The organism is Sphingomonas sp., assembly GCF_965200105.1.
Lineage (GTDB): Bacteria > Pseudomonadota > Alphaproteobacteria > Sphingomonadales > Sphingomonadaceae > Solisphingomonas.
The window spans coordinates 116141-138571 of the sequence record NZ_CBDATN010000002.1 but is presented as its reverse complement, the minus strand read 5'-3'; the positions used below and the strand labels follow the sequence as shown (position 1 = coordinate 138571).

17 protein-coding genes are annotated in these 22431 nt (G+C 69.6%); 11 read left to right on the top strand and 6 right to left on the bottom strand.

The window, feature by feature from the left end; genetic code table 11:
- Nucleotides 1-4 precede the first annotated feature (4 nt).
- Nucleotides 5-1399, top strand: a complete 1395-nt coding sequence (locus ACOFKX_RS01795) for a helix-turn-helix domain-containing protein (RefSeq protein WP_419825388.1) — start codon at nucleotides 5-7, stop codon at nucleotides 1397-1399.
- Nucleotides 1400-1403: 4 nt separating this feature from the next.
- On the opposite strand, the gene mdoH is transcribed toward ACOFKX_RS01795, so the two are convergent.
- The 5 genes from mdoH to ACOFKX_RS01770 form a co-directional block, all read right to left on the bottom strand.
- Nucleotides 1404-3242 carry a glucans biosynthesis glucosyltransferase MdoH gene (mdoH, locus tag ACOFKX_RS01790; RefSeq protein ID WP_419825387.1) on the bottom strand — a complete coding sequence of 613 codons (1839 nt, stop codon included), beginning with the start codon at nucleotides 3240-3242 and terminating at the stop codon, nucleotides 1404-1406.
- Nucleotides 3239-4747 (bottom strand): glucan biosynthesis protein, encoded by a 1509-nt coding sequence (locus ACOFKX_RS01785; RefSeq protein WP_419825386.1) that lies wholly within the window; start codon nucleotides 4745-4747, stop codon nucleotides 3239-3241. Before ACOFKX_RS01785 ends, mdoH begins: the two co-directional genes overlap by 4 nt.
- A 62-nt stretch (nucleotides 4748-4809) precedes the next feature.
- Nucleotides 4810-5511, bottom strand: coding sequence for a murein L,D-transpeptidase catalytic domain family protein (locus ACOFKX_RS01780; protein ID WP_419825385.1), 702 nt, complete (start codon nucleotides 5509-5511; stop codon nucleotides 4810-4812).
- Between the two features lie 137 nt (nucleotides 5512-5648).
- On the bottom strand, nucleotides 5649-6869 hold the full coding sequence (locus ACOFKX_RS01775) for a L,D-transpeptidase family protein (RefSeq protein ID WP_419825384.1): 1221 nt from the start codon (nucleotides 6867-6869) through the stop codon (nucleotides 5649-5651).
- 105 nt (nucleotides 6870-6974) lie between these two features.
- Nucleotides 6975-8096, bottom strand: coding sequence for a D-alanyl-D-alanine carboxypeptidase family protein (locus ACOFKX_RS01770; protein ID WP_419825383.1), 1122 nt, complete (start codon nucleotides 8094-8096; stop codon nucleotides 6975-6977).
- A 255-nt stretch (nucleotides 8097-8351) separates the two neighbouring features.
- Here ACOFKX_RS01770 and pstS point away from each other — a divergent pair, with 255 nt between their 5' ends.
- From pstS to ACOFKX_RS01730, 8 genes are all read left to right on the top strand, one after another.
- On the top strand, nucleotides 8352-9392 hold the full coding sequence (pstS, locus tag ACOFKX_RS01765; RefSeq protein ID WP_419825382.1) for a phosphate ABC transporter substrate-binding protein PstS: 1041 nt from the start codon (nucleotides 8352-8354) through the stop codon (nucleotides 9390-9392).
- Between the two features lie 64 nt (nucleotides 9393-9456).
- A complete protein-coding gene (pstC, locus tag ACOFKX_RS01760) occupies nucleotides 9457-10422 on the top strand; it encodes a phosphate ABC transporter permease subunit PstC (RefSeq protein ID WP_419825381.1) in 966 nt (321 codons plus the stop codon).
- 1 nt (nucleotide 10423) lies between these two features.
- Nucleotides 10424-11263, top strand: coding sequence for a phosphate ABC transporter permease PstA (gene pstA, locus ACOFKX_RS01755; protein WP_419825380.1), 840 nt, complete (start codon nucleotides 10424-10426; stop codon nucleotides 11261-11263).
- 14 nt (nucleotides 11264-11277) lie between these two features.
- The gene (locus tag ACOFKX_RS01750) at nucleotides 11278-12144 is read left to right on the top strand and encodes a phosphate ABC transporter ATP-binding protein (RefSeq protein WP_419827315.1); all 867 of its coding nucleotides are present in this window, start codon (nucleotides 11278-11280) and stop codon (nucleotides 12142-12144) included.
- A 45-nt stretch (nucleotides 12145-12189) separates the two neighbouring features.
- Nucleotides 12190-13143 (top strand): glycosyltransferase family 2 protein, encoded by a 954-nt coding sequence (locus ACOFKX_RS01745; protein ID WP_419825379.1) that lies wholly within the window; start codon nucleotides 12190-12192, stop codon nucleotides 13141-13143.
- 71 nt (nucleotides 13144-13214) lie between these two features.
- Nucleotides 13215-15815 (top strand): DUF4118 domain-containing protein, encoded by a 2601-nt coding sequence (locus tag ACOFKX_RS01740; RefSeq protein ID WP_419825378.1) that lies wholly within the window; start codon nucleotides 13215-13217, stop codon nucleotides 15813-15815.
- A gap of 6 nt (nucleotides 15816-15821) precedes the next feature.
- Nucleotides 15822-16733 carry an ABC transporter ATP-binding protein gene (locus ACOFKX_RS01735; RefSeq protein WP_419825377.1) on the top strand — a complete coding sequence of 304 codons (912 nt, stop codon included), beginning with the start codon at nucleotides 15822-15824 and terminating at the stop codon, nucleotides 16731-16733.
- 5 nt (nucleotides 16734-16738) lie between these two features.
- A complete protein-coding gene (locus ACOFKX_RS01730; RefSeq protein ID WP_419825376.1) occupies nucleotides 16739-17842 on the top strand; it encodes an ABC transporter permease in 1104 nt (367 codons plus the stop codon).
- On the opposite strand, the gene ACOFKX_RS01725 is transcribed toward ACOFKX_RS01730, so the two are convergent.
- Nucleotides 17839-19014 carry a vWA domain-containing protein gene (locus ACOFKX_RS01725; RefSeq protein WP_419825375.1) on the bottom strand — a complete coding sequence of 392 codons (1176 nt, stop codon included), beginning with the start codon at nucleotides 19012-19014 and terminating at the stop codon, nucleotides 17839-17841. The genes ACOFKX_RS01730 and ACOFKX_RS01725 overlap by 4 nt on opposite strands.
- 231 nt (nucleotides 19015-19245) lie before the next feature.
- Here ACOFKX_RS01725 and alaS point away from each other — a divergent pair, with 231 nt between their 5' ends.
- Both alaS and ACOFKX_RS01715 read left to right on the top strand, forming a co-directional pair.
- Nucleotides 19246-21909, top strand: coding sequence for an alanine--tRNA ligase (gene alaS / locus ACOFKX_RS01720; protein WP_419825374.1), 2664 nt, complete (start codon nucleotides 19246-19248; stop codon nucleotides 21907-21909).
- Nucleotides 21910-22113: 204 nt separating this feature from the next.
- Complete coding sequence (locus ACOFKX_RS01715) at nucleotides 22114-22431, top strand: hypothetical protein (protein ID WP_419825373.1); 318 nt, start codon at nucleotides 22114-22116, stop codon at nucleotides 22429-22431.

The following is a 22431-nucleotide window of genomic DNA, read 5'->3' as shown; positions in this document are numbered from 1 at the left end:
ACTTATGGGCGCTGCATCTGATCGCAAACTTTATCTCGGGCCGCGCCTGCGCGTGCTGCGCCGCGAACTGGGACTCAACCAGACGAAGATGGCGGAGGAGCTTGGCGTCTCGCCTTCCTACCTGAACCACCTGGAGCGCAATCAGCGGCCGCTGACCGCGCAGATGCTGCTCCGGCTCGCTCATACCTACGACATCGACGTGCGCGACTTCGTCGCTGGCGCCAACGAGGCGGCGGCGAGCGACCTGCACGAGGTGTTCGCCGACGGGCTCGTTCGCGACATCGGCATTCCCCGTCACGAGATCATGGAAGTCGCCGAAAACTATCCAAGCTTCGCCGACGCCGTGGGGCGGCTGTACCGTGCGCTGGGCGACCTTCGCCGCATGCCGGATCGGATCGACGCCATCGGCGCCGTGGGCGTCGCCGCCGCGTCCCCGATCGAGTGGCTGCGCGCGGAGGCGGAGGCGCGCCACGGTCACCTCGCCGACATCGATGCCGCCGCCGAGGCGCTGGCCGTCGATTTCGGCGACGGGCCTGAGGCGCGGCGCGCCGCGATGGTCGAGTGCTTGGCGACACGCGGCGTGAGCGTGCGCGTGGTGCCGCAGGACGTGCTCGCGGGCACGCTGCGCCACTACGACTTCCATCGCCGGCGGCTGATGCTGTCCGAGCGGCTGTCGGCGAGCTCTCGACTGTTCGGCATCGCCTACCAGCTCGCGCTCGACGCGCTCGGACCGGTGATCGTCGACACGGTGAAGCGTGCGTCGCCCCCCGACGACGAGGCGGCGCTGCTCGGCCGCATCGCGTGCGCCAACTACGCCGCCGCCGCGATCCTGATGCCCTACGCGCGTTTTCGCGAAGCGGCCGAGACAGCGCGCTACGACGTCGACCTGCTTCGCGATCGCTTCGGTGTTTCTTGGGAGCAGGCCGCGCATCGGCTGGTCACCTTGCGCAGGGCAGGGGCCGGGGGCGTGCCCTTCTTCCTGCTCGGCGTCGATGCCGCGGGCAACGTGCCCAAACGCTACGTCGGCGAGGCAACGCCAATTGCGCGGTTCGGCGGCGGATGTCCGCGCTGGCGGATGCACCGCGCGCGCAACGTGGCCGACGAGACGCGAGCCGAGTGGGTGGAGACGCCGGACGGCACCCGCTACCTCACGCTCGCGCGTGCCGTCCGACGTGCCACGGGCGCGCTGGTCACCATCGTGATCGGGTGCGAGGCGCGACACGCGGCGCGTGTCGCTGGTGCCGGCGTGGCGCCACCCGAGCCCACGCTTATCGGCCCCGCTTGCCACCTGTGCGAACGTGCGGACTGCCCCGATCGCGCGCTGCCACCTTTCACCCGCGCGCTGGAACTCAACCAGTACCAGCGACCGCTCGCGCCTTACCCCTTCCGCGAGACCTGAGCAGTCAGGCGACTCGTTCCGCGGGAAAGGCGAGCGGACGCCAAGGCGGCCGACCTGTCGAGATCGGCTGCGCCGAGGGCGCACGCCCGTCGACGATCAGCGGATTGGGTCTCCGCTCTTCCGGGATGAGGAAGACGCGTCGAGCCGCGAAGGCGCGGCCGAGCGACAGGCGCGACGTCCATGCCGCAATCAGCGGCGACGCGAGCAACCCAGCGAATATGGGCGTCATCCACAGCGCCGCCGTCGAACCTGCCAGCGCGAACCCCGCCATCGCGATGCCCAGCGCCACATGCCAGCGATAGTGGCGGAGCGCGTCTTGGATCGCTATACCGTCCGACACGCGGGTCTGCGCCTCCCAGCCGCTCTTGCGGCCGCGCAGGATGTCCACGACCGCGAATGTCTGCGTCAGCATCATCATCGGCGCGGCCAGGATCGAGAGCGGTAGTTCCGCCGCGACCGAACGCAAGATTGCGCAGCCGCCGCCGAACGCCGCGCGGCGCGTAACATCGGGCAGGAACCAGCCGAGCGCCATCGCCTTGGGCCCGAACAGCAGCAGCACCGTCAGTGCGAACAGCCACCAGGACGGCGCCATGATCTGGATTTCGCCCCCCGACTGCGCCGCGAGCAGCGCGGAAACGGCGAGCAGCAGCAACCATAGCGGCGAGGTGAGATAGGCCGTGGCGCCCATCAACAGCTGCAGCCGGTTCACCCAGTGAAAGCCCGCCGAGCCGAGCAGCCGGATGTGCTGGAGGTTGCCCTGGCACCATCGCCGGTCGCGAGCGGCATGTTCCACGAAGGTAGGCGGATATTCCTCATAGCTGCCGTCCTGCATCGCGACCATGTGGCAGGCCCAGCCGCGCCGCCTGAGGAGCGCCGCCTCCACCATGTCGTGGCTCATGATATGGCCGCCGAACGGCTCGCGCCCATGCAGCATCGGCAGGCCACAGCTCTCCGCGAAGGCGGCCACGCGGATGATGGCGTTGTGCCCCCAGAAGCTCGCCTCCGCGCCCGACCACCACAACAGCCCCGCCGAGAAGATCGGGCCGTAGAGCCGTGCCGCGAACTGCTGCCAGCGCGCGAACAGCGTCTCGCCGCCGATCACGGTCGGCACGGTCTGGAGCAAGCCGACGCCGGCGTGGCGGTCCATCGCGGCCGCGAGCCGCATCATCGCCGCTCCACTCATCAGGCTATCGGCGTCGAGGATGAGCATGTAGTCGTAGGCTCCGCCGTGCTTGCGGACCCACTCTGCGAGGTTGCCAGGCTTCCGGCCTTCATTCCGCGGACGCCGGCGGTAGAGGACGGGGAGCGGACCGGCGGCGGCGAGACGATCGGCCGCCGCCCGCTCCGCCGCCTCGTTCTCCGGCCTGGAGTCGCTGAGCACGTAGAGATCGAAGAGCGCGTCGCCGCCTGCATGCGCGACCGAGCGCGCCATCGCCGCCAAGCGCGCGAAGACGGGCTCCACCTCCTCGTTGTGGATCGGCATGAGGATCGCGGTACGTCCCACGGGAACCGCGGCTAGGGACGCGGCGGGCGTCGGCACCGACCGCCCCGAGGTCAGCAGCAGGAAACCCGCCAGCGCGTTCAGGAAGCCAAAGGCGATCCACGCGAACAGTGCGAAGAACAACAGCATGAACAGGACGTCGAACAGACCAACACCGTCCGAGGACAGGCTGCGCGTCACCTCGCCCGCGCCGAAGGTGCCGATCACCAGCGTGCCGAGCACCAACAGCAGTCGTCGCTCGTGAACGCCGTGCGGTGAGGTGCGGACATGTGCGACCACGCTGGGCGCCCGGTCGAACGCCTGCTCGGGCATGTCGGCGGGCGTAGCGGTCAGACGCGTCATCTGGGCACGACCTGCGTCAGGCACACCTCGCCGAGCGCGGTGCCGGCACGGCGCAAGGCGATGCGGACATCGACCGGGTCCCGCCCCTCCGGCGTCACGTCGACGGTGACGCGCCAGCGTGCGTCCTGACCGACGACCGGGTAGGCGGAGATCGCGTCCGCGCGGCCCCGCACCGTCTGAAGGTCCGCGATCACGCCGCTCGTCCGGCTCAGCCCGGCGAGCGGCGTGCCGGCCAAGTCCACCACCAGCTTGGTCGCGGCCTTTACCGGCGCGTGACCGGGCCGCCCGCCGACGCCCTGCCAGCTATCGACGACGCGGGCTGGGCCGGGCGGCAGCGGCTCGCCCGCGATCCAGCGCAGCCGGTAGGAGAGTTCATACATCATGCCCGCTCGCGCCGGCGCGGCGGGCGTCCAGAAAACGACGATGTTGTCGTTGGTCTCGGTGTCGGTCGGCAGCTCCACGAGTGTCACTGCGCCCGCGCCCCAATCGCCTTTCGGCTCCACCCAGGCGGAGGGGCGCTTCTCGTAAAAGACGCCATCGTCCTGATAGTGATCGAACCCGCGGTCGCGCTGGAGGAGTCCGAAGCCTTTTGGGCCCTGATCGGCGAAGCTACTGGTGATCGGGTGCGGCGGATTGCTGAGCGGACGCCACAGCCGCTCGCCGCGCCCGTTGAGGATGAGCAGGCCGTCGGAGTCGTGGATCTCAGGTCGCCAGTCACTGGCTTGGCCGCGCTGCGACTGATCGTACCAGAACATGCTGGTGAGCGGTGCGAGCCCGAGATGCGCGACGTCGCGGCGCAGGTGGAGCACGGCATCGATATCCTGCACCACGCCGCTCTTGTCGTGGCGATTGACGAAGCGGTAGGCGCCGACCACGCTCGGCCCCTCGAGCAGCGCATCGACGAGCAGCGCGCCATCGGCGCTACGCCCTAGCCAGAAAGTGGTGAAGGCCGGGAACTCCTCGGGCTCCGCCTGCCCGGCGTTGATCGCGATGCCGCGCGCCGACAGCCCATATTGATCGAGCGCGCCGGCGGCACGGAAGTAGGAGGCGCCCGCGAAGGCCAGCCAATCGCTCTCTCCGGTCGGGTTCATCGCGCGGAAGCCGGAGAAGCCAGCGGCCGCGCCGAGCGTCGCGAGCGGGCCGCCGGCGGGCATGTTGAACAGCGTCGGCGAATAGAGGAAGGGTCGCGCATAATCGCCGTCGACGACGTAGATCCGCACCGGGATCGGTTGGAAGCGGTTGACGGGAAAGAAGCGCACGCGTCCGCCCAACTGGGTAGCTGTGGCCTTGTAGTGGACAGCGTTCAGCGCGTCATAGTCGATCGCATCGATGCCGGCGGGCGGGCGGGCTGGGGTGGCATAGGGCCGCCTCGCAAGCTTGGCGGCATACTCCTGCAATGCCGCCCAAGAGAAGCGGCTGCCCTGCCCAGCCGCGGCGAGGCGGCCGGGCGGGATCGTCGCGACGGCAGCGAGCGCGGCGAGCAGGTCCCGGCGGGTGGTCGACATTGCGGGAGAATAGGGGCCGCGCGTTCGCAGGTGCAAGGGCGGCGTTCCGCACGCGAGGCGGATCAGACCTTGTCGGCGTAGATCATCCGGCCGGCGCCCAACGTCTGGAGGGTATACTCCAACTCCGCCGTCGACACCGCGAAGCAGCCCTCGGAGCGGCCGAGCTTGCCGTGCTGGGCGACCATCTCGGGACTGACGTACCAGGCCGAGTGGACGACGATCGCGCGCGGCTCGGCATTGTCGTTGGTGCGATCGAGGCCGACAAGCCGGCGCGAACGCCCGTGCTGGCCGACATAGACGTCGCCGGTAACGAACGCGCCCGACGAGGAGGCTGCCGATCCAACATCGTTGGAGAAGCGGCTCAGCCAACCCGAATGCTCGGGATCAGACCCGCGACCGTGGCTGACGAGCAGGCTGCGGCTGCGACCGGAGGCGAGATCGACGACGTGGAAGCGAGGCTTCGACGAGGGAAGATCGAAGTCGACCAGCGCGATGCGGTCGCGCAGCACGACCTGGCTCTGATGCCGCTGGAGCGCGGCGAGCGCGCGGCGGAAGAGATCGGGCCGAATGGTGACGGGGCTCACCGGCGTCGCGCGAACGGTCGCGGCACGCTGATTGGGGCTCTGCACCGGCCCCTGAAACATCGCGAGTGCCTGGAGCTGGCCACCGGCGAGAGCCGGCCCGGCTATGGCGCCCGCCGCGACCACCGATCCGGTCCGCAGCAACTCGCGGCGGGAGACGCCCGCGACGTGGGAAGCAACCACTCGAAACCTCACTATCAGCCCCTGTCCCGAAAAGGGCTATAGCAGGATCTGGCTTAACAGTCCGGCACGACTTTGCTCAAGTTCCGGAGATCAGGTGCATCTCGGCGTCGTGCGGGCACGGCTCGTCGTACGACCTATCAAGTTGCAGCCGCCGCGTAGCTCGACGGAGTCGGGGCGTTGCCATCGAGCGCGGCGTTGAGAGTGGTGTCGCGGCCGTAGGGATCGGCGAAGGTGACGACCTTTCCGTCGCGTTCCCCGGCGGTAAAGTAGACGATGTAAACGGGCACGCTGCGCTGGAGCTGGAGCGTCTGCGTACTGGTGCCGTCGAGCGCCGACTGGAGCTGCGTCGCATCGGCGAGCTCGTCGGCCAGGCCGGCAATATCCTTCACACGGATGCAGCCGTGGCTGAGCGCGCGATCGGTCTTTGCGAACGCTGCCTTCGCGGGCGTGTCGTGCAGGTAGATCGCATATTGGTTCGGCATGTCGATCTTCATGCGGCCGAGCGCGTTCTGCGGCCCGGGGCGCTGGCGGATGACGGTGCGCCCGCCGGTGCTGGTATAGATGTAGCCCTTCGCCGCCGAGTAGCGCTTGCCCTCGGCGAGCACGCTGGGGGGCAGCGTCCACCAAGGATTGACGACGATCGAACCGGCATAGGCGACGATCTGCGGTGTCGGCGTCTTGGGCGCGCCGACGACAACGTCATGCGCGGCGACCTCCTCGCGGCCCTGGAATAGCGCGAGGCGGTAGGCCGGCACGTTCACGAGAACATAGTCGTCGCCGAGCGTCCGCGGCATCCAGCGCCAGCGCTCCATCGAGGCGCGAATATGAGCGATGCGGGTGGCGTCTGATCGCGGCGTCGCGCGCAGCGCGTCGCGAAGCGCGGCGTAGCGCGGGTCGCTCGGCAGCAGGCCTTTCAAGTACGTTTCGACCTGGCCGCCCTCCACCGCGCGATCGAGATCGGCGTCGAGCGAGGCGAGTGCCGCGGGCGAGTGGTCGATATGCCAGTCGAAGCGCTGGCGATCGGTCACGCGACCATCGGCATAGTCGTGCGCCAGCGCGCGCGCGGCATGCTCGGCGACGGCGTCGACAGCCGGGCCGGTGCGTTCGGCCGCGACGATGTCGGCGAGCGCATCGCGACCATAATCGGATGGGCGCAGACCCTCTTCGCGCGCGGCTTCCGCGGCCGAGAGCAACTGGCGCAGCGCGGATCTGGACCAAAGCGCCGGGGCCAGCGACGTTGTGGGAGCCGCGGCGGCTGGCTCCAACAAGGCGGGCGGCACCAGCAGAGCGGGCTCCGGATCCTGTGCAGCGGCAGCGCTCGCGACGCCAAGAAGGGGGAGCAACAGGCGCCGGAGCATTTCGGACCTCAGGATGCGACACGATTGACAGCCGCGCAAACGATCAATCGCGCAATCCGCTCCCGCCCCTTCGAACGACCATTGTCCCAGCGAGAGACCCCCGCGTCAACGACGGCCGCGCGCTTTCTTCGCCTTCCCAGCCGTCCTTGTCTTGGCCTCGTGCTTCGCGATTCTGATCGGCTTGCCCGCCTTCGATCCCCGGCGTTCAGGCGTCGCGCGATGGTGCGGCGCGTGCCGAGTGCGGCCGACTTCGACGACGCGCCGAGGCGCGGCGAGTAGCCGGGGCGTGCGCGGCCGGGCGTCGTCGTCCGAGGAGCCCTGCTCGGCGATCGGCTCGACGCGGAGTGCCGGATGGTTCAGCGTCGGCAGCACGTCGGCCACCGTCACCTGCTGGCCGAGCGCGCGGCGATCGAGCACGGAGAAGCCCGCCTCCAGCAGCGCGGAGGCGTCGCGGGTGCGTGCGGCGAGGCTCGGTTCGCCCATCAGCACCGCCACCAGCCGGCGGTTGCCGCGCACCGCCGAGGCGGCCAGCGTAAAGCCGGCGTCCACGGTGTAGCCCGTCTTGATGCCGTCCATGCCGATCATCTTGCCGAGCAAGTGGTTGTGGTTGATGAGCGTGGCCCGCTGCCAGATGAAGTCGCGCTCGCCGAAGTAGCGATAGTAGCGCGGGTGGTTGCGGATCAGCGCCAGGCCCAGGATCGTGAGATCGCGCGCGGTGGTGACGTTGGTCGGATCGCTCAGCCCGTTGGGATTGGCGAAGTGACTGTTGCGCATCCCCAGCGATGCGGCACGCATGTTCATCATCTGGACGAAGCGCGGCACCGAGCCGGCGATCCGCTCGGCGAGCGCCACCGCGATGTCGTTGGCGGACTTGACCGCGACTACCGAGATCGCGTTGTCGACGCTGATCGATTGGCCGATCGCGAGGCCGAGCCGCGACGGCGCTTGGCTCGCCGCCAGCCGCGACACAGTGACTGTATCCGTCAACCGCAGCCGACCCGATTCGAGCGCATCGAACACGAGGTAGAGCGTCATCATCTTGGTAAGGGACGCGGGGTGGCGCGGCTCGTCGGCGGCGTTGGAGTAGAGCACCTCGCGCGAGTTAGCGTCGACCATGAACGCGGCGTAGCGTGGCGGCTGCGCGCCGACCGGCCGCGCGACCACAGCGAGGAGCGCGACGAGCAGCACCGCCGCCCCGTGCCGCGCCATGCCGACGAAACCCCGCATCCCTACCTGTCGCCGCCGTTCCGTGCGCGGGATGCGCCGGAAAAGTCCTGTTCGCAAGCGCCTGCCCCCGCGACGGGAACCGAGCGCCCGTGTCGCCAATCATTAACCATTCGGCGCGGGGGCCGCCACTCGCGTCGGCGCTCCTGCTCAACGTCTCGCCGCAGGCTTCCCCACCAGTTTGTCACATCAACGTAACAGGGGCTTCTTACGGGACAGGTCGCCGGGGCGGGGAACCCGGCGTTCGGAGACATCCTGATGCTCAAGACCTTCGTCGCGGCCTCGACGCTGGCCGTCGCGTTCGCCGCCACCCCGGCCGCCGCCGCCGACATCGCAGGGGCGGGCGCCACGTTCCCGGCGCCAATCTATGCAAAGTGGGCGGAAGCCTACAAGGCGCAGACCGGCACCGGCCTCAACTACCAGGCGATCGGCTCGGGCGGCGGCATCAAGCAGATCAAGGCCAAGACCGTCGATTTCGGCGCGTCGGACAAGCCGCTGAAGCCCGAGGATCTCGCGGCCTCCGGCCTTTACCAGTTCCCGACGGTCGAGGGCGGCGTCGTCCCCATCGTCAACCTGCCCGGCATCCGCCCCGGCCAGATCAAGCTCACCGGCCCGATCCTGGCCGCGCTGTTCTACGGCCAGATCAAGAACTGGTCCGATCCCAACATCGCGCGGATCAACCCGGGCGTGAAGCTGCCCAACCTGCCCGTCACGGTGGTGCACCGGTCGGACGGCTCGGGCACCAGCTTCCTGTTCACCTCCTTCCTGTCTATGAAGAGCCCGGCCTGGGCCTCCAAGGTCGGCGCGTCGGATGCGGTCAATTGGCCCACCGGGCTCGGCGGCAAGGGCAATGACGGCGTTTCCGCCTTCGTGAAACAGACGCAGGGCTCGATCGGCTACGTCGAATATGCCTACGCCAAGCAGAACCACGCCACTTATACGCTCGTCCAGAACAAGGCGGGCAAGTATCCTATGCCCGACGCGCCGGCCTTCGCGGCGGCGGCGGCGGGCGCCAAGTGGGAGAAGGCACCGGGCAACTACCTGCTGCTCCTCGATCAGCCGGGCGCGAACGCCTGGCCGATCACGGGCGCGACCTTCATCCTCATCTACAAGGATCAGGCCAACGCGGCGCAGGGCGCACAGGTGCTGAAGTTCTTCGATTGGGCCTACAAGAACGGCGACCAGATGGCTTCCTCGCTCGATTACGTGCCGCTGCCCGCGCCTGTGAAGGCGCTGGTCCGCCGGCAGTGGGCGGCGACCGTCAAGGCCGGCAGCCAGCCCGTCTACGCCGGCAAGTAAGCTGGACGATCGAAGCGATCGGGCGGGGGCGCTATGCGTCTCCGCCTGTCATGATGGTGGAACCATGGCAACCGTGACGATCGAGCGAAGCGTGGCCGGTGCGCCACCCGCCCGCCCGCGTAGCCCGGGCGGAGAGGCGCTCTTCCAAGGGCTCTGCTTCGGCGCGGCGACGTTGCTGCTGGCGGCACTCGCGGGCGTTGTCGTCAGTCTCGCGATCGGTGGCTGGCCGGCCTTCCATCAGTTCGGCTTGAGCTTCCTCACCTCGACGGCCTGGGATCCGGTGGCCGAGAATTACGGCGCCGCCGGCCCGATCGTCGGCACGATCGTCACCGCCGTGCTGGCGCTCGCAATAGCGCTGCCGCTGGCGATCGGCGTGTCCGTTTTCCTCGTGGAGTTCTGCCCCCGCCAGTTCGCACGTCCGATCGCCATCGCGGTCGAGCTGCTCGCCGGCATCCCTTCGATCGTCTACGGCATGTGGGGCCTGTTCGTGCTGGCACCCTGGTTCGCGACGCACGTCCAGCTGCCCCTGATGACCGATCTCGATCCCGACAGCGTGCTCGGCAGGATCTTCTACGGGGTGCCCAACGGCGCCAACATCTTCACCGCCTCGCTGATCCTCGCGATCATGATCCTGCCGTACATGGCGGCGGTGTTCCGCGAACTGCTGCTCACGATCCCGCCGCAGGTGCGCGAGGCCGCCTACGGGCTGGGCGCGACGCCGTTCGAGGTCGTGGGCCGGGTGATGATCCCCTACGTCCGGCGCGGATCGGTGGGCGTTGTGATGCTCGGGCTCGGTCGTGCGCTGGGCGAGACGATGGCCGTCACCTTTATCATCGGCAACTCGCACGGTTTTCCGCACTCGCTATTCGACAGCGGTTCGACGATCGCGTCGACCATCGCGAACGAGTTCGCGGAGGCGACCAGCGACATGCACACCTCCGCGCTGATCGCGCTCGGCCTCGTGCTGTTCATCCTCACCTTCGCGGTGCTGGCGGTGGCGCGCCTGCTGCTCGCCTCGGAGAAGCACTGAGATGGACCGCGCCGTCCGCCGCCGCATCGTCAACGGGGTGTTCGTCGTGCTGTGCGGCGGCGCTACGCTCGTCGCGCTCGCGGCGCTTGTCATGATCCTGTGGTCGCTCGTCATCCAGGGCGTCGGCGGGCTCGACTTCAAGATCTTCACAATGACGCAGCCGGCGCCGGGCTCCCCGGGCGGCCTCGCCAACGCGATCACCGGCTCGATCCTGATGTGCGTGCTGGCGATGGCGCTCGCCCTCATCGTCGGCGTGCTCGCCGGCACCTGGCTCGCGGAGTATGGCGGCAACACCGCTTACGGGCAGGTGGTGCGCTTCCTCAACGACGTGCTGCTCTCCGCGCCGTCGATCCTCGTCGGCCTGTTCGTCTACGAGCTGCTGGTGAAGCCCTTCCACGGCTTCTCGGGCTATGCCGGCGCGGTCGCGCTGGCGCTGCTCGCCGCGCCGATCGTCACGCGCACCACCGAGGATATGCTCAACCTCCAGCCCAACACGCTGCGCGAGGCGGGCATGGCGCTGGGCGCGGGCCGGGGCCTCGTCATCCGCTCGATCATCTGGAAGGCGGCTGGCGCGGGCCTGCTCACCGGCGGGCTGCTCGGCTTCGCGCGCATCTCCGGCGAGACCGCGCCGCTGCTCTTCACCTCGCTCGGCAACCAGTTCTTCTCGGCCAACATGGCGCATCCAATGGCGAGCCTTCCCACCACGATCTTCCAGTTCGCGCTGTCGGCCTATGACGACTGGCGGCGCCTCGCCTGGGTGGGTGCGCTGCTGATCGCCGTCGCGGTGCTCGCCGTCAACACGATCGGGCGGATCGTCGCCCGGGAGACCACCCGCCCATGACCGACGCAACGCCCATGGTCGCGACACCCACGCGCGATCCCGAGCCGCCGATCATGGTGCGGCCGCCGGGCGAGCTGGCGCTGGAGGCGCGCAAGCTCGACTTCTTCTACGGCAAGTCGCAATCGCTGTTCGGCGTCGATCTGCCCGTCGAGCGCAACCGCATCACCGCCCTCATCGGCCCCTCGGGCTGCGGCAAGTCGACGCTGCTGCGGGCGCTGAACCGCATCTACGACCTCTATCCCGGCCAGACCGCAACCGGGCGTATTCTGCTCGGCGGCAAGGACGTGCTCACCGATCGCGCCAGCGTCGCGCGGCTGAAGGAGCGTGACGGCGACGACCAGATCGACCCCGCCGGCCTCGACGTCGCAGCACTCCGGGCGCGCGTCGGCATGGTCTTCCAGAAGCCGACGCCCTTCCCGATGTCGATCTACGACAACGTCGCCTACGGCGTCCGGCTCTACTACAAGAAGTCGCGCGCCGAGATGGACGAACTGGTCGAGCGCTCACTCCGCCGCTCGGCACTGTGGGATGAGGTGAAGGACAAGCTCAACTCCTCCGGCCTCGGCCTGTCGGGCGGGCAGCAGCAACGACTGTGCGTCGCACGCGGCATCGCCGTCGAGCCGGAGGTGCTGCTGCTCGACGAGCCGGCCTCGGCGCTCGACCCGGTGTCGACCGCCAAGCTGGAAGCGACGCTGATGGAGCTGAAGGACCAGTTCTCGATCGTCATCGTGACGCACAATCTCCAGCAGGCGGCGCGTATCTCGGACTGGACGGGGTTCATGTTTCTCGGACGGATGATCGAGTTTCAACCCACCGCCGACCTTTTCGAGCGGCCGCAGAGCCTGCGCACCCGCGACTACGTAACGGGACGCTTCGGATAGGATCCGTGCTGGCGGGCCGGTCGCCGCCATCCTATCTGGGCCGACGTGAGTAGCCGCCCGCCCGCCGTATCGGTGATCGTTCCCGCCTGGGGCGTGGCGCATCTGGTCGGCGAGGCGCTCGCTTCGTTGCAGCGGCAGACCTTCGGCGACTGGGAAGCGATCGTCGTCGACGACGGTGCGCCCGACGATGTCGCGGGCGCGGTGGCGCCGTTCTCGGCAGTCGATCCGCGCATCCGCTTCCTCGCTACAGAGCATGGCGGCATCTCCGCCGCGCGCAACCGCGCGATGACGGCGGCGCGTGCGCCGATCGTGGCATTGCTCGACGGCGACGACGCCTACGAACCCGAGTATCTCGCGCGCATGGTCGCCCTGATCTTGGCCGATCCGGACCGCGGCTTCGTATGTTGCGACGCGACCTTCATGGGCGGCAGCGAGCGCGACGGTGAACTCTACTCCAAATACGCTTCGCAGGCAGGCGAGCCGACGCTGGAGGCGGTGCTCGCGCGACGCTTCCACGTCTTCACGGCGGTCGTCGCGCGAAAGGAGGCGCTTGCCCAAGTCGGCGGCTGGGACGAGGCGCTGCCGGCGGGCGAGGATCTCGATCTCTGGCTAAGGATGCTCGGGGAGGGGTGGCGCGCCGCCTACCTGCCGCTGCCGCTGGTCCGCTACCGCCGGCGCGCGGCTTCGCTCTCCGCTTCCGGCGTGCGGATCAATCGGGCGACGCTGACGGTGTATGGGAAGGCGGTCGCGCGGCTCGGCGACCGCCCGGAGGCGCGAGTGGCCCGCGCGATGATCCCCCGCATGCGGGAGGAGACCGCCTGGGCGGAGGGAGAGGAGCTGATCGTCGCCGGCCGCACGCGCGCCGGTCTCGCGTTATTGCGCGCCGCCCAGGCGCGCCGCCGCAGCACCCGGTGGCGCTGCGCGATGGCGTTGTTCCGCGTGGCACCGTTCCTGGCCAAGCCGATGATCGCCCGCCGGCTGTGGCGTCCCCCGGCATGACGCCGCGCACCGGAACGGCGTCACTTTCGAAGCCGTTGGCGTCCGCGCGCCGATCGGCGTAAGGAGCGGTCATGCCCGACACCGCGCGCGAGCCCGTGCCGAGCGCCGCCCCCGTCGCGACGCACGGCAAACTCAAGATCTTCCTCGGCGCGGCACCGGGTGTCGGCAAGACCTACGAGATGCTGATGGACGGCGGCGATCGGCTGCGCGCCGGCTGCGACGTCGTGGTCGGCCTGATCGAAACGCACGGCCGCTCCGAGGCGGATCTGCTGGTCGACGCCTTCGAGGTCGTGCCACGGCGCGACACCGGTCATCCCGGCCGAAACTCGCGCGAACTCGACCTCGACGCGCTCCTGACGCGATGTCCGCAACTGGTGCTGATCGACGATCTCGCGCACGCCAACGCAGAAGGTGGTCGGCATCCACGCCGCTGGCAGGACGTCGACGAGCTGCTTGCCGCCGGGATCGATGTCTACGCGACGCTCGACATTCGGCACGTCGAGAGCCTCGCCGACGTCGTCGCGGGGATCACCCGGCTGCCCGTCGCGGACACAGTGCCCGACGGCGTGCTCGAGGCTGCCGAGATCGAGGTCGTCGATCTCCCGCCGGACGAGCTGGTGCGCAGGCTGGAGGAGGGCAAGGTCCACGTCGCGCCCGAGTTCGGTCGCGCCCTCGGCCACTTCTTCTCGCGTCCGGTGCTGTCCGCGCTCCGCGAGATGGTGCTGCGTCGCGTCGCGCTGTCGATCGACAGGCAGATGCTGGGCGAGCTCGACGCCGGCGCCATCCCAGGCACCTTCGCCGGCGGTGAGCGCGTACTCGTCGCGGTGAACGAACTCGCCGGCGCCGACACGCTGGTGCGCGCGGCCAAGCGCCTCGCCGACGCGCTGCGCGCGCCCTGGACCGCCATCTACATCGAGACACCGCGCAGCCAAGGGTTCGGGGAGGCGCAGAAGCGCCGGGTTGCCGATGCGCTGCGGCTTGCCTCCACGCTCGGCGCGACGATTGCGACCGTGCCCGCCAACAGCGTCACCGATGGCCTCGCCACCCAGATCGAGGCGACGCGGGCGACGCAGCTCGTGATCGGCAAGTCGCGGCGGAGCTGGTGGTTCGAGCTGCGCCACGGATCGGTTGTGGACAACATGCTGCGGCTGCGCGACGGTTTGGCCGTGCACGTCATCCCGGCGTCCACCTCCGCGTCTCCGCCGGGCGTTGGCGTGGAGCGGCCCGGCGCCGGCCGAGGCGGCCACTGGGGAGCGCCGGCAGATTACGCTGCCATCGCCGGCTTCATCGCCGCCACCGCCGTCTTCGGCCGGCTGCTGGAGCCGCTGATCGGCCTAAACGCGATCGACTTGCTGTTCCTGCTTCCGGTGATCCTCGCCGCCTCGCTCTACGGCTTGCGTCCCGGCCTCATCACGGCGGTCGCGGCCGGGCTCACCTACAACTTCTTCTTCCTGCCGCCGCTCTACACGCTGACGGTGGCCGAGCCGCAGGCGGGCATCGCGCTCCTCGTGCTCGTCGGCATCGCCGCCTTCACCAGCCGCCTCACGGGCAGGCTCAAGATGCGAGCCACCCTGGGCGCCAAGAGCGCGCACGACAACGCCGCCGTCGCCGCCTTCGCGCAGACGCTGGCGCGCGTCTCCGAGCGCGAGCCGACCGCGTCGGCGATCTGCCATGAGGTCGCGCGCCTGCTCGATGTCGACTCGATGCTGCTCGGCGAGCGCGACGGCGCGCTCGTCCCGCTCGCCTCGCAGCCGCCCGGGCTGACGCTCGGGCCGGTGGACGGCGCGGCGGCGGAATGGGCGTGGCGCAAGGGCGAGCCCGCCGGTGTCGGTACCGCGACGCTCAACGCCGCCGACTGGCAGTTCGCGCCGCTCAAGACCTCCCTCGGCACGCTCGCCGTCCTTGGCGTCGCGCGCGAGGACGGGCGCGAGCCGATCGCTGCCGATCGCGCGGTGCTGATGTCCGCCCTGGTCGGGCAGGCGGCGCTCGCGCACGAGCGGCTGCACCTGGAGGACGACATGCGCGGACTCTCAGTGCTACAGGCGCGCGATCGGATGCGCACCGGCATGCTCGCCGCGCTGGGCCAAGAGCTGGGTGGCCCGCTGGGCGCGATGGTGGATGCCATCGGCGAGGCAGTGGCGGCCGATTCCGGCTCGCCATCGCTCGCCTCGGCGAAGGCGCTCGGCACCCGGGTTCAGCGCCTGCTCGCCGACCTCTCGGACCTCGTGCGGATCGACCAGGGTGAGCTGGAGCTTGCCTCCGAGCCCGTGGACCTGCCCGAGGCGGTGAGCACCGCTGCGCACGACATCCAAGACCGCCTGCGCGACACCTCGATCGACCTGAGAGTGCCGCCCAACCTACCGCGTGTCGAGGTCGACGCACGTTTCCTCAACCACGTGCTCGTGAACCTACTCCTCAATGCCGCGCGTAGCGCCGGCACGACCGCGAAGCTGGTCGTCGAGGGACGGCGGACGCCGGACGCAATCCTGCTCGCCATCGCGGGGGCCGGCGAGGCGGATGCGCAGGCGGGCAAGCTCCCGCTCGCGATCGCGCGTGGCTTCGCGGACGCGCTCGGCGTCACGATCGAAGCGACCGAACAGGAAGGCGGTGGCCGCACCCTGACGATCGCCTTTCCCGCCTCGCTGATCGTGGTCCCTGCGGTCGTGAGCTGACTTCGAATGGCGGACGCGGTCCGGGCCGAGGGGCTCGTCAAGCTTTACGGCGGTAATCGAGTCGTCGACGGTGTCGATCTGGTCGTTCCGCAAGGCAGCATCCATGGTGTGCTCGGTCCCAATGGTGCGGGCAAGACGACGACGCTGCGCATGCTGCTCGGCATCGTCGCGCCCGATGCCGGTCACCGCGTCGTGCTTGGCGAGGAGGAGCCCCTGCGGGCCGCCGCCCGAGTCGGCTACCTGCCCGAAGAGCGCGGCCTTTACCCCGCGATGACTGCGCGCGAGGCGATCGCCTTCATGGGCTCGTTGCGCGGGCTGCCGCTGGCGGAGGGGCGCAGGCGCGCCGACGCGCTGCTCGACGAGGCGGGGTTGGGCGAGGCGGCGAGGCGGCCGATCCGCGCGCTGTCGAAAGGTATGGCGCAGACGGTGCAGCTCGTCGCCACCATCGTCCACCGCCCGCGACTGCTGGTACTCGACGAGCCCTTCTCGGGTCTCGACGCGATCAACCAGGGCCGGCTCGAGGCGATGATCCGCGCGCAGGTGGCGGCGGGCGCCACCGTGCTCTTCTCCACCCACGTCATCGCCCATGCCGAGCGATTGTGCGAACGCCTGACCATCATCGCGCGCGGCCGCGTCCGTTTCGCGGGCAGCGTCGCGGACGCGCGCGGCTCGCTGCCCTCGCGCGTGCGGCTGGAGACGCGCGCGACGGACGGGCGCTGGCGCGCGGCGCTGCCTACCGATGCGGTCTTCGGCGGCGGAGCCTGGAGCTTCGCGCTGCCCGAGGGCGGGATCGAGCCGGTACTCGCCGCGCTGATCGGCGGCGACGCGGGGATCGAGGCATTGTCGATCGAGCGGCCGAGTCTCCACGACGCCTTCGTGGCGCTCGTCGCCGACGCGGCCGAGCCGTTGGCGGCATGAGGCACATGCTGCGAGTCGCCTGGGCGATCGCGCGCCGCGACTATGCCGCGGCGGTGTTCTCCAAGCTGTTCCTGCTGTTCCTCGTGCTGCCTTTCGTCGCGGCGGGGCTGGGCGGGCTGTTCGGCGCGGTTCGCGGCGGGCAGGGAGCCGAGTCGCCGCCAATGCCTGTGGTCGCGGTCCCGCCCGCACAGGCGCCAAGCCTGTCTGCCGCGCGCGGGCGGTTGGCGGGGCTGCTCGGCGACGGGGCGGTGCCGCGCGTCGTGGCAGGGATGGGGGGAGTCGCCACCCTGTCGGGCCCGCCCGGGCGCCAGCTCCTGGCGCTCCACTCCGGTGCGCCGGAGGGGCTCGACGGCGCGATGGCGCTGATCGTCGCGGAGGCGCGCGCGCCGGCGCTCGTGGGCGTGCGCTCGCTGGCAACGGTGCGCGACCGCGCGGCTGCGCCTCCGGACGCGCAGACCGGGGCCGATCTCGGTCGGGCGACGCAATATGCGATGTTCATCCTGACGATCATGCTCGCCGGGCGCCTGCTCGCCAACTTCATCGAGGAGCGCGGCAACAAGGTGATCGAGGTGCTTGCCGCCGCCGCGCCGGTCGACGCGATCTTCCTCGGCAAACTGCTGGGCATGTTGCTGTTCTCGCTTACCTGCGTGGCGGCGTGGGGTGGGGCGGGGCTGGCGCTGGTGGCGGCGACGGCGCCTCACGTGCTCGCCGCGCTGCCGTCGCCGGCGGTGGGATGGTGGGCGTTCGTCCCGCTCACCCTGCTCTACTTCGCGGCCGACTATCTGCTGTTCGGCACGATCCTGCTGGGGCTTGGCGCGCACGCCCGCTCTCCCGCCGACGTGCAGACGCTGGCGCTGCCGACCACGATCGCCCAATTCCTGCTGTTCGGACTGGCGGCGATCGACGTCGGGCGGCCGGACCATTGGATCGCAACCGCCGCCGCCGTGCTGCCGTGGAGTTCGCCGCTGGCGCTGGCGGCGCGGGCGGCGGAGCGGCCGGATTGGCGGCCGCACGTCGTCGGCCTGTCGTGGCAGGCGCTGTGGCTGTGGGCGAGCATCCGCTTCGCCTCCGCCCGCTTCCGTCGCGCCATCCTCGGCTCGGCTCGCTAACGCTTGCGTCCGAGCGCGCGCGCGGCGCGGTCGAGCCCGTCGAGCGTCATCGGGTACATGCGGTCCACCATGATTTCGCGGACGAGGCCGGTAGAGGCCGAATAGCCCCATTGTTCCTCGGGCACCGGGTTGATCCATCCCGCGGCGGGATAGACGCCCGTCATCCGCTTGAGCCACGTCGCGCCCGCTTCCTCGTTCATGTGCTCGACCGAGCCGCCGGGATGCGTGATCTCGTACGGGCTCATCGCCGCGTCACCGACGAACAGCAGCTTATAATCGTGACCGAACTTGTGGAGCACGTCCCAGGTCGGCGTGCGCTCGGCGAAGCGCCGGCGATTGTCCTTCCACACGCCCTCGTAGACGCAGTTGTGGAAGTAGAAGAACTCCAGATGCTTGAACTCGGCGGTGGCGGCCGAGAACAGCTCCTCGCAGACCCTGACGTGCGGGTCCATCGATCCGCCAACGTCGAGGAAGAGCAGCAGCTTGACGGCGTTGCGGCGCTCCGCCCGCATCCTGACGTCGAGATAGCCCTTGCGTGCGGTGCCATCGATCGTCGCGTCGAGGTCGAGTTCCTCCGCCGCGCCGTCACGCGCGAAGCGGCGCAGCCGGCGCAGCGCCACCTTGATGTTGCGCGTACCGAGCTCGACGGACGAGTCGAGGTTCCTGAATTCGCGCTTCTCCCACACCTTGATCGCGCGCTTGTGGCGGCTCTCGCCCTCGATGCGGACGCCCTCGGGATTATAGCCGCCATTGCCGAAGGGCGAGGTGCCGCCGGTGCCGATCCATTTGCTGCCGCCCTGGTGACGGCCCTTCTGCTCCTCAAGCCGCTTGCGGAGCGTGTCCATGATCGTGTCCCAGTCACCCAACGACCTGATCGCTTCCATCTCCTCGGGCGTCAGGAACTTCTCGGCGACGGCGCGCAGCCACTCCTCGGGCACCTCGGCGGTGGTCTCGCCGGGCGCCTGCAGGCCACGGAAGACGTGCGCGAACACGCGATCGAACCGATCGATCAGGCTCTCGTCCTTCACGTAGATCGCCCGCGAGAGATAGTAGAACTCCTCCGGCGTTGGCGCGATCACCTGGCGATCGAGCGCCTCCAGCAGCACGAGATGCTCCTTGGGGCTCGCCGGAATGCCCGCGCGGCGAAGCTCGTCGAGGAAGGAGACGAACATGCGCTAGTGTCGCCGCGCCCACCCGAAGGAACGGCGAAGTTGACGAAGTTGACGCCACGTCGGGGGTCCATCGCCCCTCCCGCTGGCTTCCACCGCGTCGGCGGAACGGATCGTCGGCCTGTCGCGCATCGTCATGATCGGCACCGTGGCACAAGAAATCCAACATTGCCACGCGGGACGGCCATGACGCCCTCGCTTGCCGCCCCCCGCACGCTCGCTTAAGTCCCGCGCATGACTTCGACCAACGACATCCGCCGGTCCTTCCTCGACTATTTCGGCGCGGCCGGGCACCGTGTCGTGCCCTCCGCGCCGCTGGTGCCGCACAACGATCCTTCGCTGATGTTCGTCAACGCGGGCATGGTGCCGTTCAAGAACGTCTTCACCGGGCTTGAGACGCGGACGTACAGCACCGCCACCTCGTCGCAGAAGTGCGTGCGCGCGGGCGGCAAGCACAACGATCTCGACAATGTCGGCTACACCGCGCGTCACCATACTTTCTTCGAGATGCTCGGCAACTTCTCGTTCGGAGACTATTTCAAGGAACAGGCGATCCATCACGCCTGGACGCTCGTCAACAAGGAGTGGGGGCTCGCCGCCGACCGGCTGACCGTTACCGTCTATCATACCGACGACGAGGCGTTCGACCTGTGGCGGCGCATCGCCGGCCTGCCCGAGCAACGGATCATCCGTATTGCCACCGCCGACAATTTCTGGTCGATGGGCGACACCGGGCCGTGCGGGCCCTGCTCCGAGATCTTCTACGATCATGGCGAGCACATTCCCGGCGGCCCGCCGGGCAGCCCGGACGAGGATGGCGACCGTTTCGTCGAGATCTGGAACCTCGTCTTCATGCAGTATGAGCAGATCGATGCCGCCACCCGGCTCGACCTGCCGCGCCCGTCGATCGACACCGGCATGGGGCTGGAGCGCGTGGCCGCCGTGCTCCAGGGCGTTCACGACAATTACGACACCGATACGTTCAAGGCGCTGATCGCCGCGTCGGGCGAGCTGACCCGCACCGATACCGGCGGCGAGCATCGCGCCTCGCACCGCGTGATCGCGGATCACCTCCGCGCCTCGGGTTTCCTCGTCGCGGACGGCGTGCTGCCCGCGAACGAGGGCAGGGGCTATGTGCTGCGCCGGATCATGCGGCGCGCGATGCGGCACGCGCGCCTGCTCGGCGCCACCGAGCCGCTGATGCACCGCCTCGTCCCCGCGCTCACCGCCGAGATGGGGGCCGCCTACCCGGAACTCGTCCGCGCGCAGCCGCTGATTGAGGAGACGCTGAAGCTGGAGGAGACGCGTTTCCGCCAGACGCTCGATAACGGGCTGCGGCTGCTCGACGAGGCGACGGCCGGGATGACGCAGGGCGACGTGTTACCCGGCCGCACCGCGTTCAAGCTCTACGATACCTACGGCTTTCCCTACGATCTCACCGAGGACGCGCTGCGTGCGCAGAGCCTTGGAGTGAACCGGGAGGGCTTCGACGCCGCCATGGCGGAGCAGCGCGCCGCCGCCCGCGCCGCCTGGAAGGGATCGGGCGAGAAGGCGTCGGGCGAGCTGTGGTTCGACATTCTCGACGAGTGCGGGCCGACCGAGTTCATCGGTTACGCCGGCACCACCGGCGAGGCGCACGTGGTGGCGCTGGTGCGCGATGGCGAGCGCGTGCAGGCGGCGCAGACCGGCGACGAGATCGTCGTCCTCCTCAACCAGACGCCCTTCTACGGCGAGAGCGGCGGGCAGGTTGGCGATGTCGGCATCATTTGCGGCGATGCCGGCTTCGAGGCGGAGGTGACCGACACGTCGAAGCCGCTCGGCAAGCTCCACGCCCATCACGCGGTGATCGAGGGCGGCGAGGTGCGCGTCGGCGACACGGTGAAGCTGACCGTTGACGTGGAGCATCGCGCCGAGGTGCGCGCCAACCATAGCGCCACGCACCTGCTGCACGCGGCGCTGCGCCACGCGTTGGGCAAGCATGTCGCGCAGAAGGGCAGCATGGTCGCGGCCGAGCGGCTGCGTTTCGACTTCTCGCACCAGAAGGCGATGACCGCGCAGGAGATCGCGGCGGTAGAGGCAGAGGTGAACCGCCATATCCGCGAGAATGATCAGGTCGGCACCCAGCTGATGGCGCCCGAGGATGCGATCGAGGCGGGCGCGATGGCGCTGTTCGGCGAGAAATATGGCGACGAGGTGCGCGTGCTCTCGATGGGCCGGCTCACCGACGGCACCTACTCGGTGGAGCTGTGCGGCGGCACGCACGTCGCGGCGCTGGGCGATATCGCGCTGTTCAAGATCATCTCCGAGAGCGCAGTGTCATCGGGCGTGCGCCGCATCGAGGCGCTGACCGGCGAGGCGGCGCGCCTGTACCTATCGGGCCGGGAGGAGCGGCTGCGCGAGGCGGCGGCGGCGCTCAAGGCCGCGCCCGACGAGGTGCCCGCGCGCGTCGCCGGGCTGATCGAGGATCGTCGCCGGCTCGAACGCGAACTCGCGGACGCGAAGAAGGCGCTGGCGCTGGGCGGCGGCGGTGCGCCGAAGGCGGAGCAGACGATCGATCAGGTCGGCGGCCACGGCTTTTCGGGACAGGTGGTGGAGGGCCTCGATCCCAAGGGGCTGCGCGGGCTCGTCGACGAGGCGAAGGCGCGGCTGGGGTCGGGCGTCGCGGTGCTGGTCGCGGTCAACGAGGGCCGCGCGTCGGTGGCGGTCGGCGTCACCGACGATCTCGTCGGCGAGCGCGATGCAGTGGCGCTGGTGCGAATCGCGGTCGCCGCGCTCGGCGGGCAGGGCGGCGGCGGCAGGTCCGACATGGCGCAGGGTGGCGGGCCGGACGGTAGCATGGCCGCGAATGCCGTCGCGGCCGTACGTGCGGCGCTCGAGGATGCTCGCGCGGCGGCGTAATCGGTCGAAACGGACTTGATTTGTCCCGTTGGGTGGGTAACGTATGTTACCCGATGTTGTGGGGCGTACATGATCCGTTCACGTGTTCTAGAGGTTCTTCATTTTCATCAAGAGCGTATCCTCTCGCTCGCTGCCGAGGCGGAGGCGTTGATGGAAGGCCCTCCGGTGGACTCCGGTCCCGCCCTCGCGAGGAGCCGGTGGGAGATGGTCCGGCTGCTGCGAGAGTATCAGCTCTTCAAGCATGGCGAGATCTTCGATCCGACCATCGCCGGCGGCACGGCGCGACAGGTGGCGCTCGCCCGCGAACTGAAGGCGCGCTGCATCGCCGCCGGCGAACGCTACGCCGAACATTCGAAGCGCTGGAGTATGACCGACGTCGCTGGCGAGTGGCCGGACTACAAGCTTGCGCTCCACGCGATAATCGATGCGTTGCGCGACCACATGCGCGACGAGCGCGAGGCGGTCGCGCTGCTGCTCGCGGGGCGGGAGCGTACGCGATCGCTTGTCCCGCTGCCGCGCTGA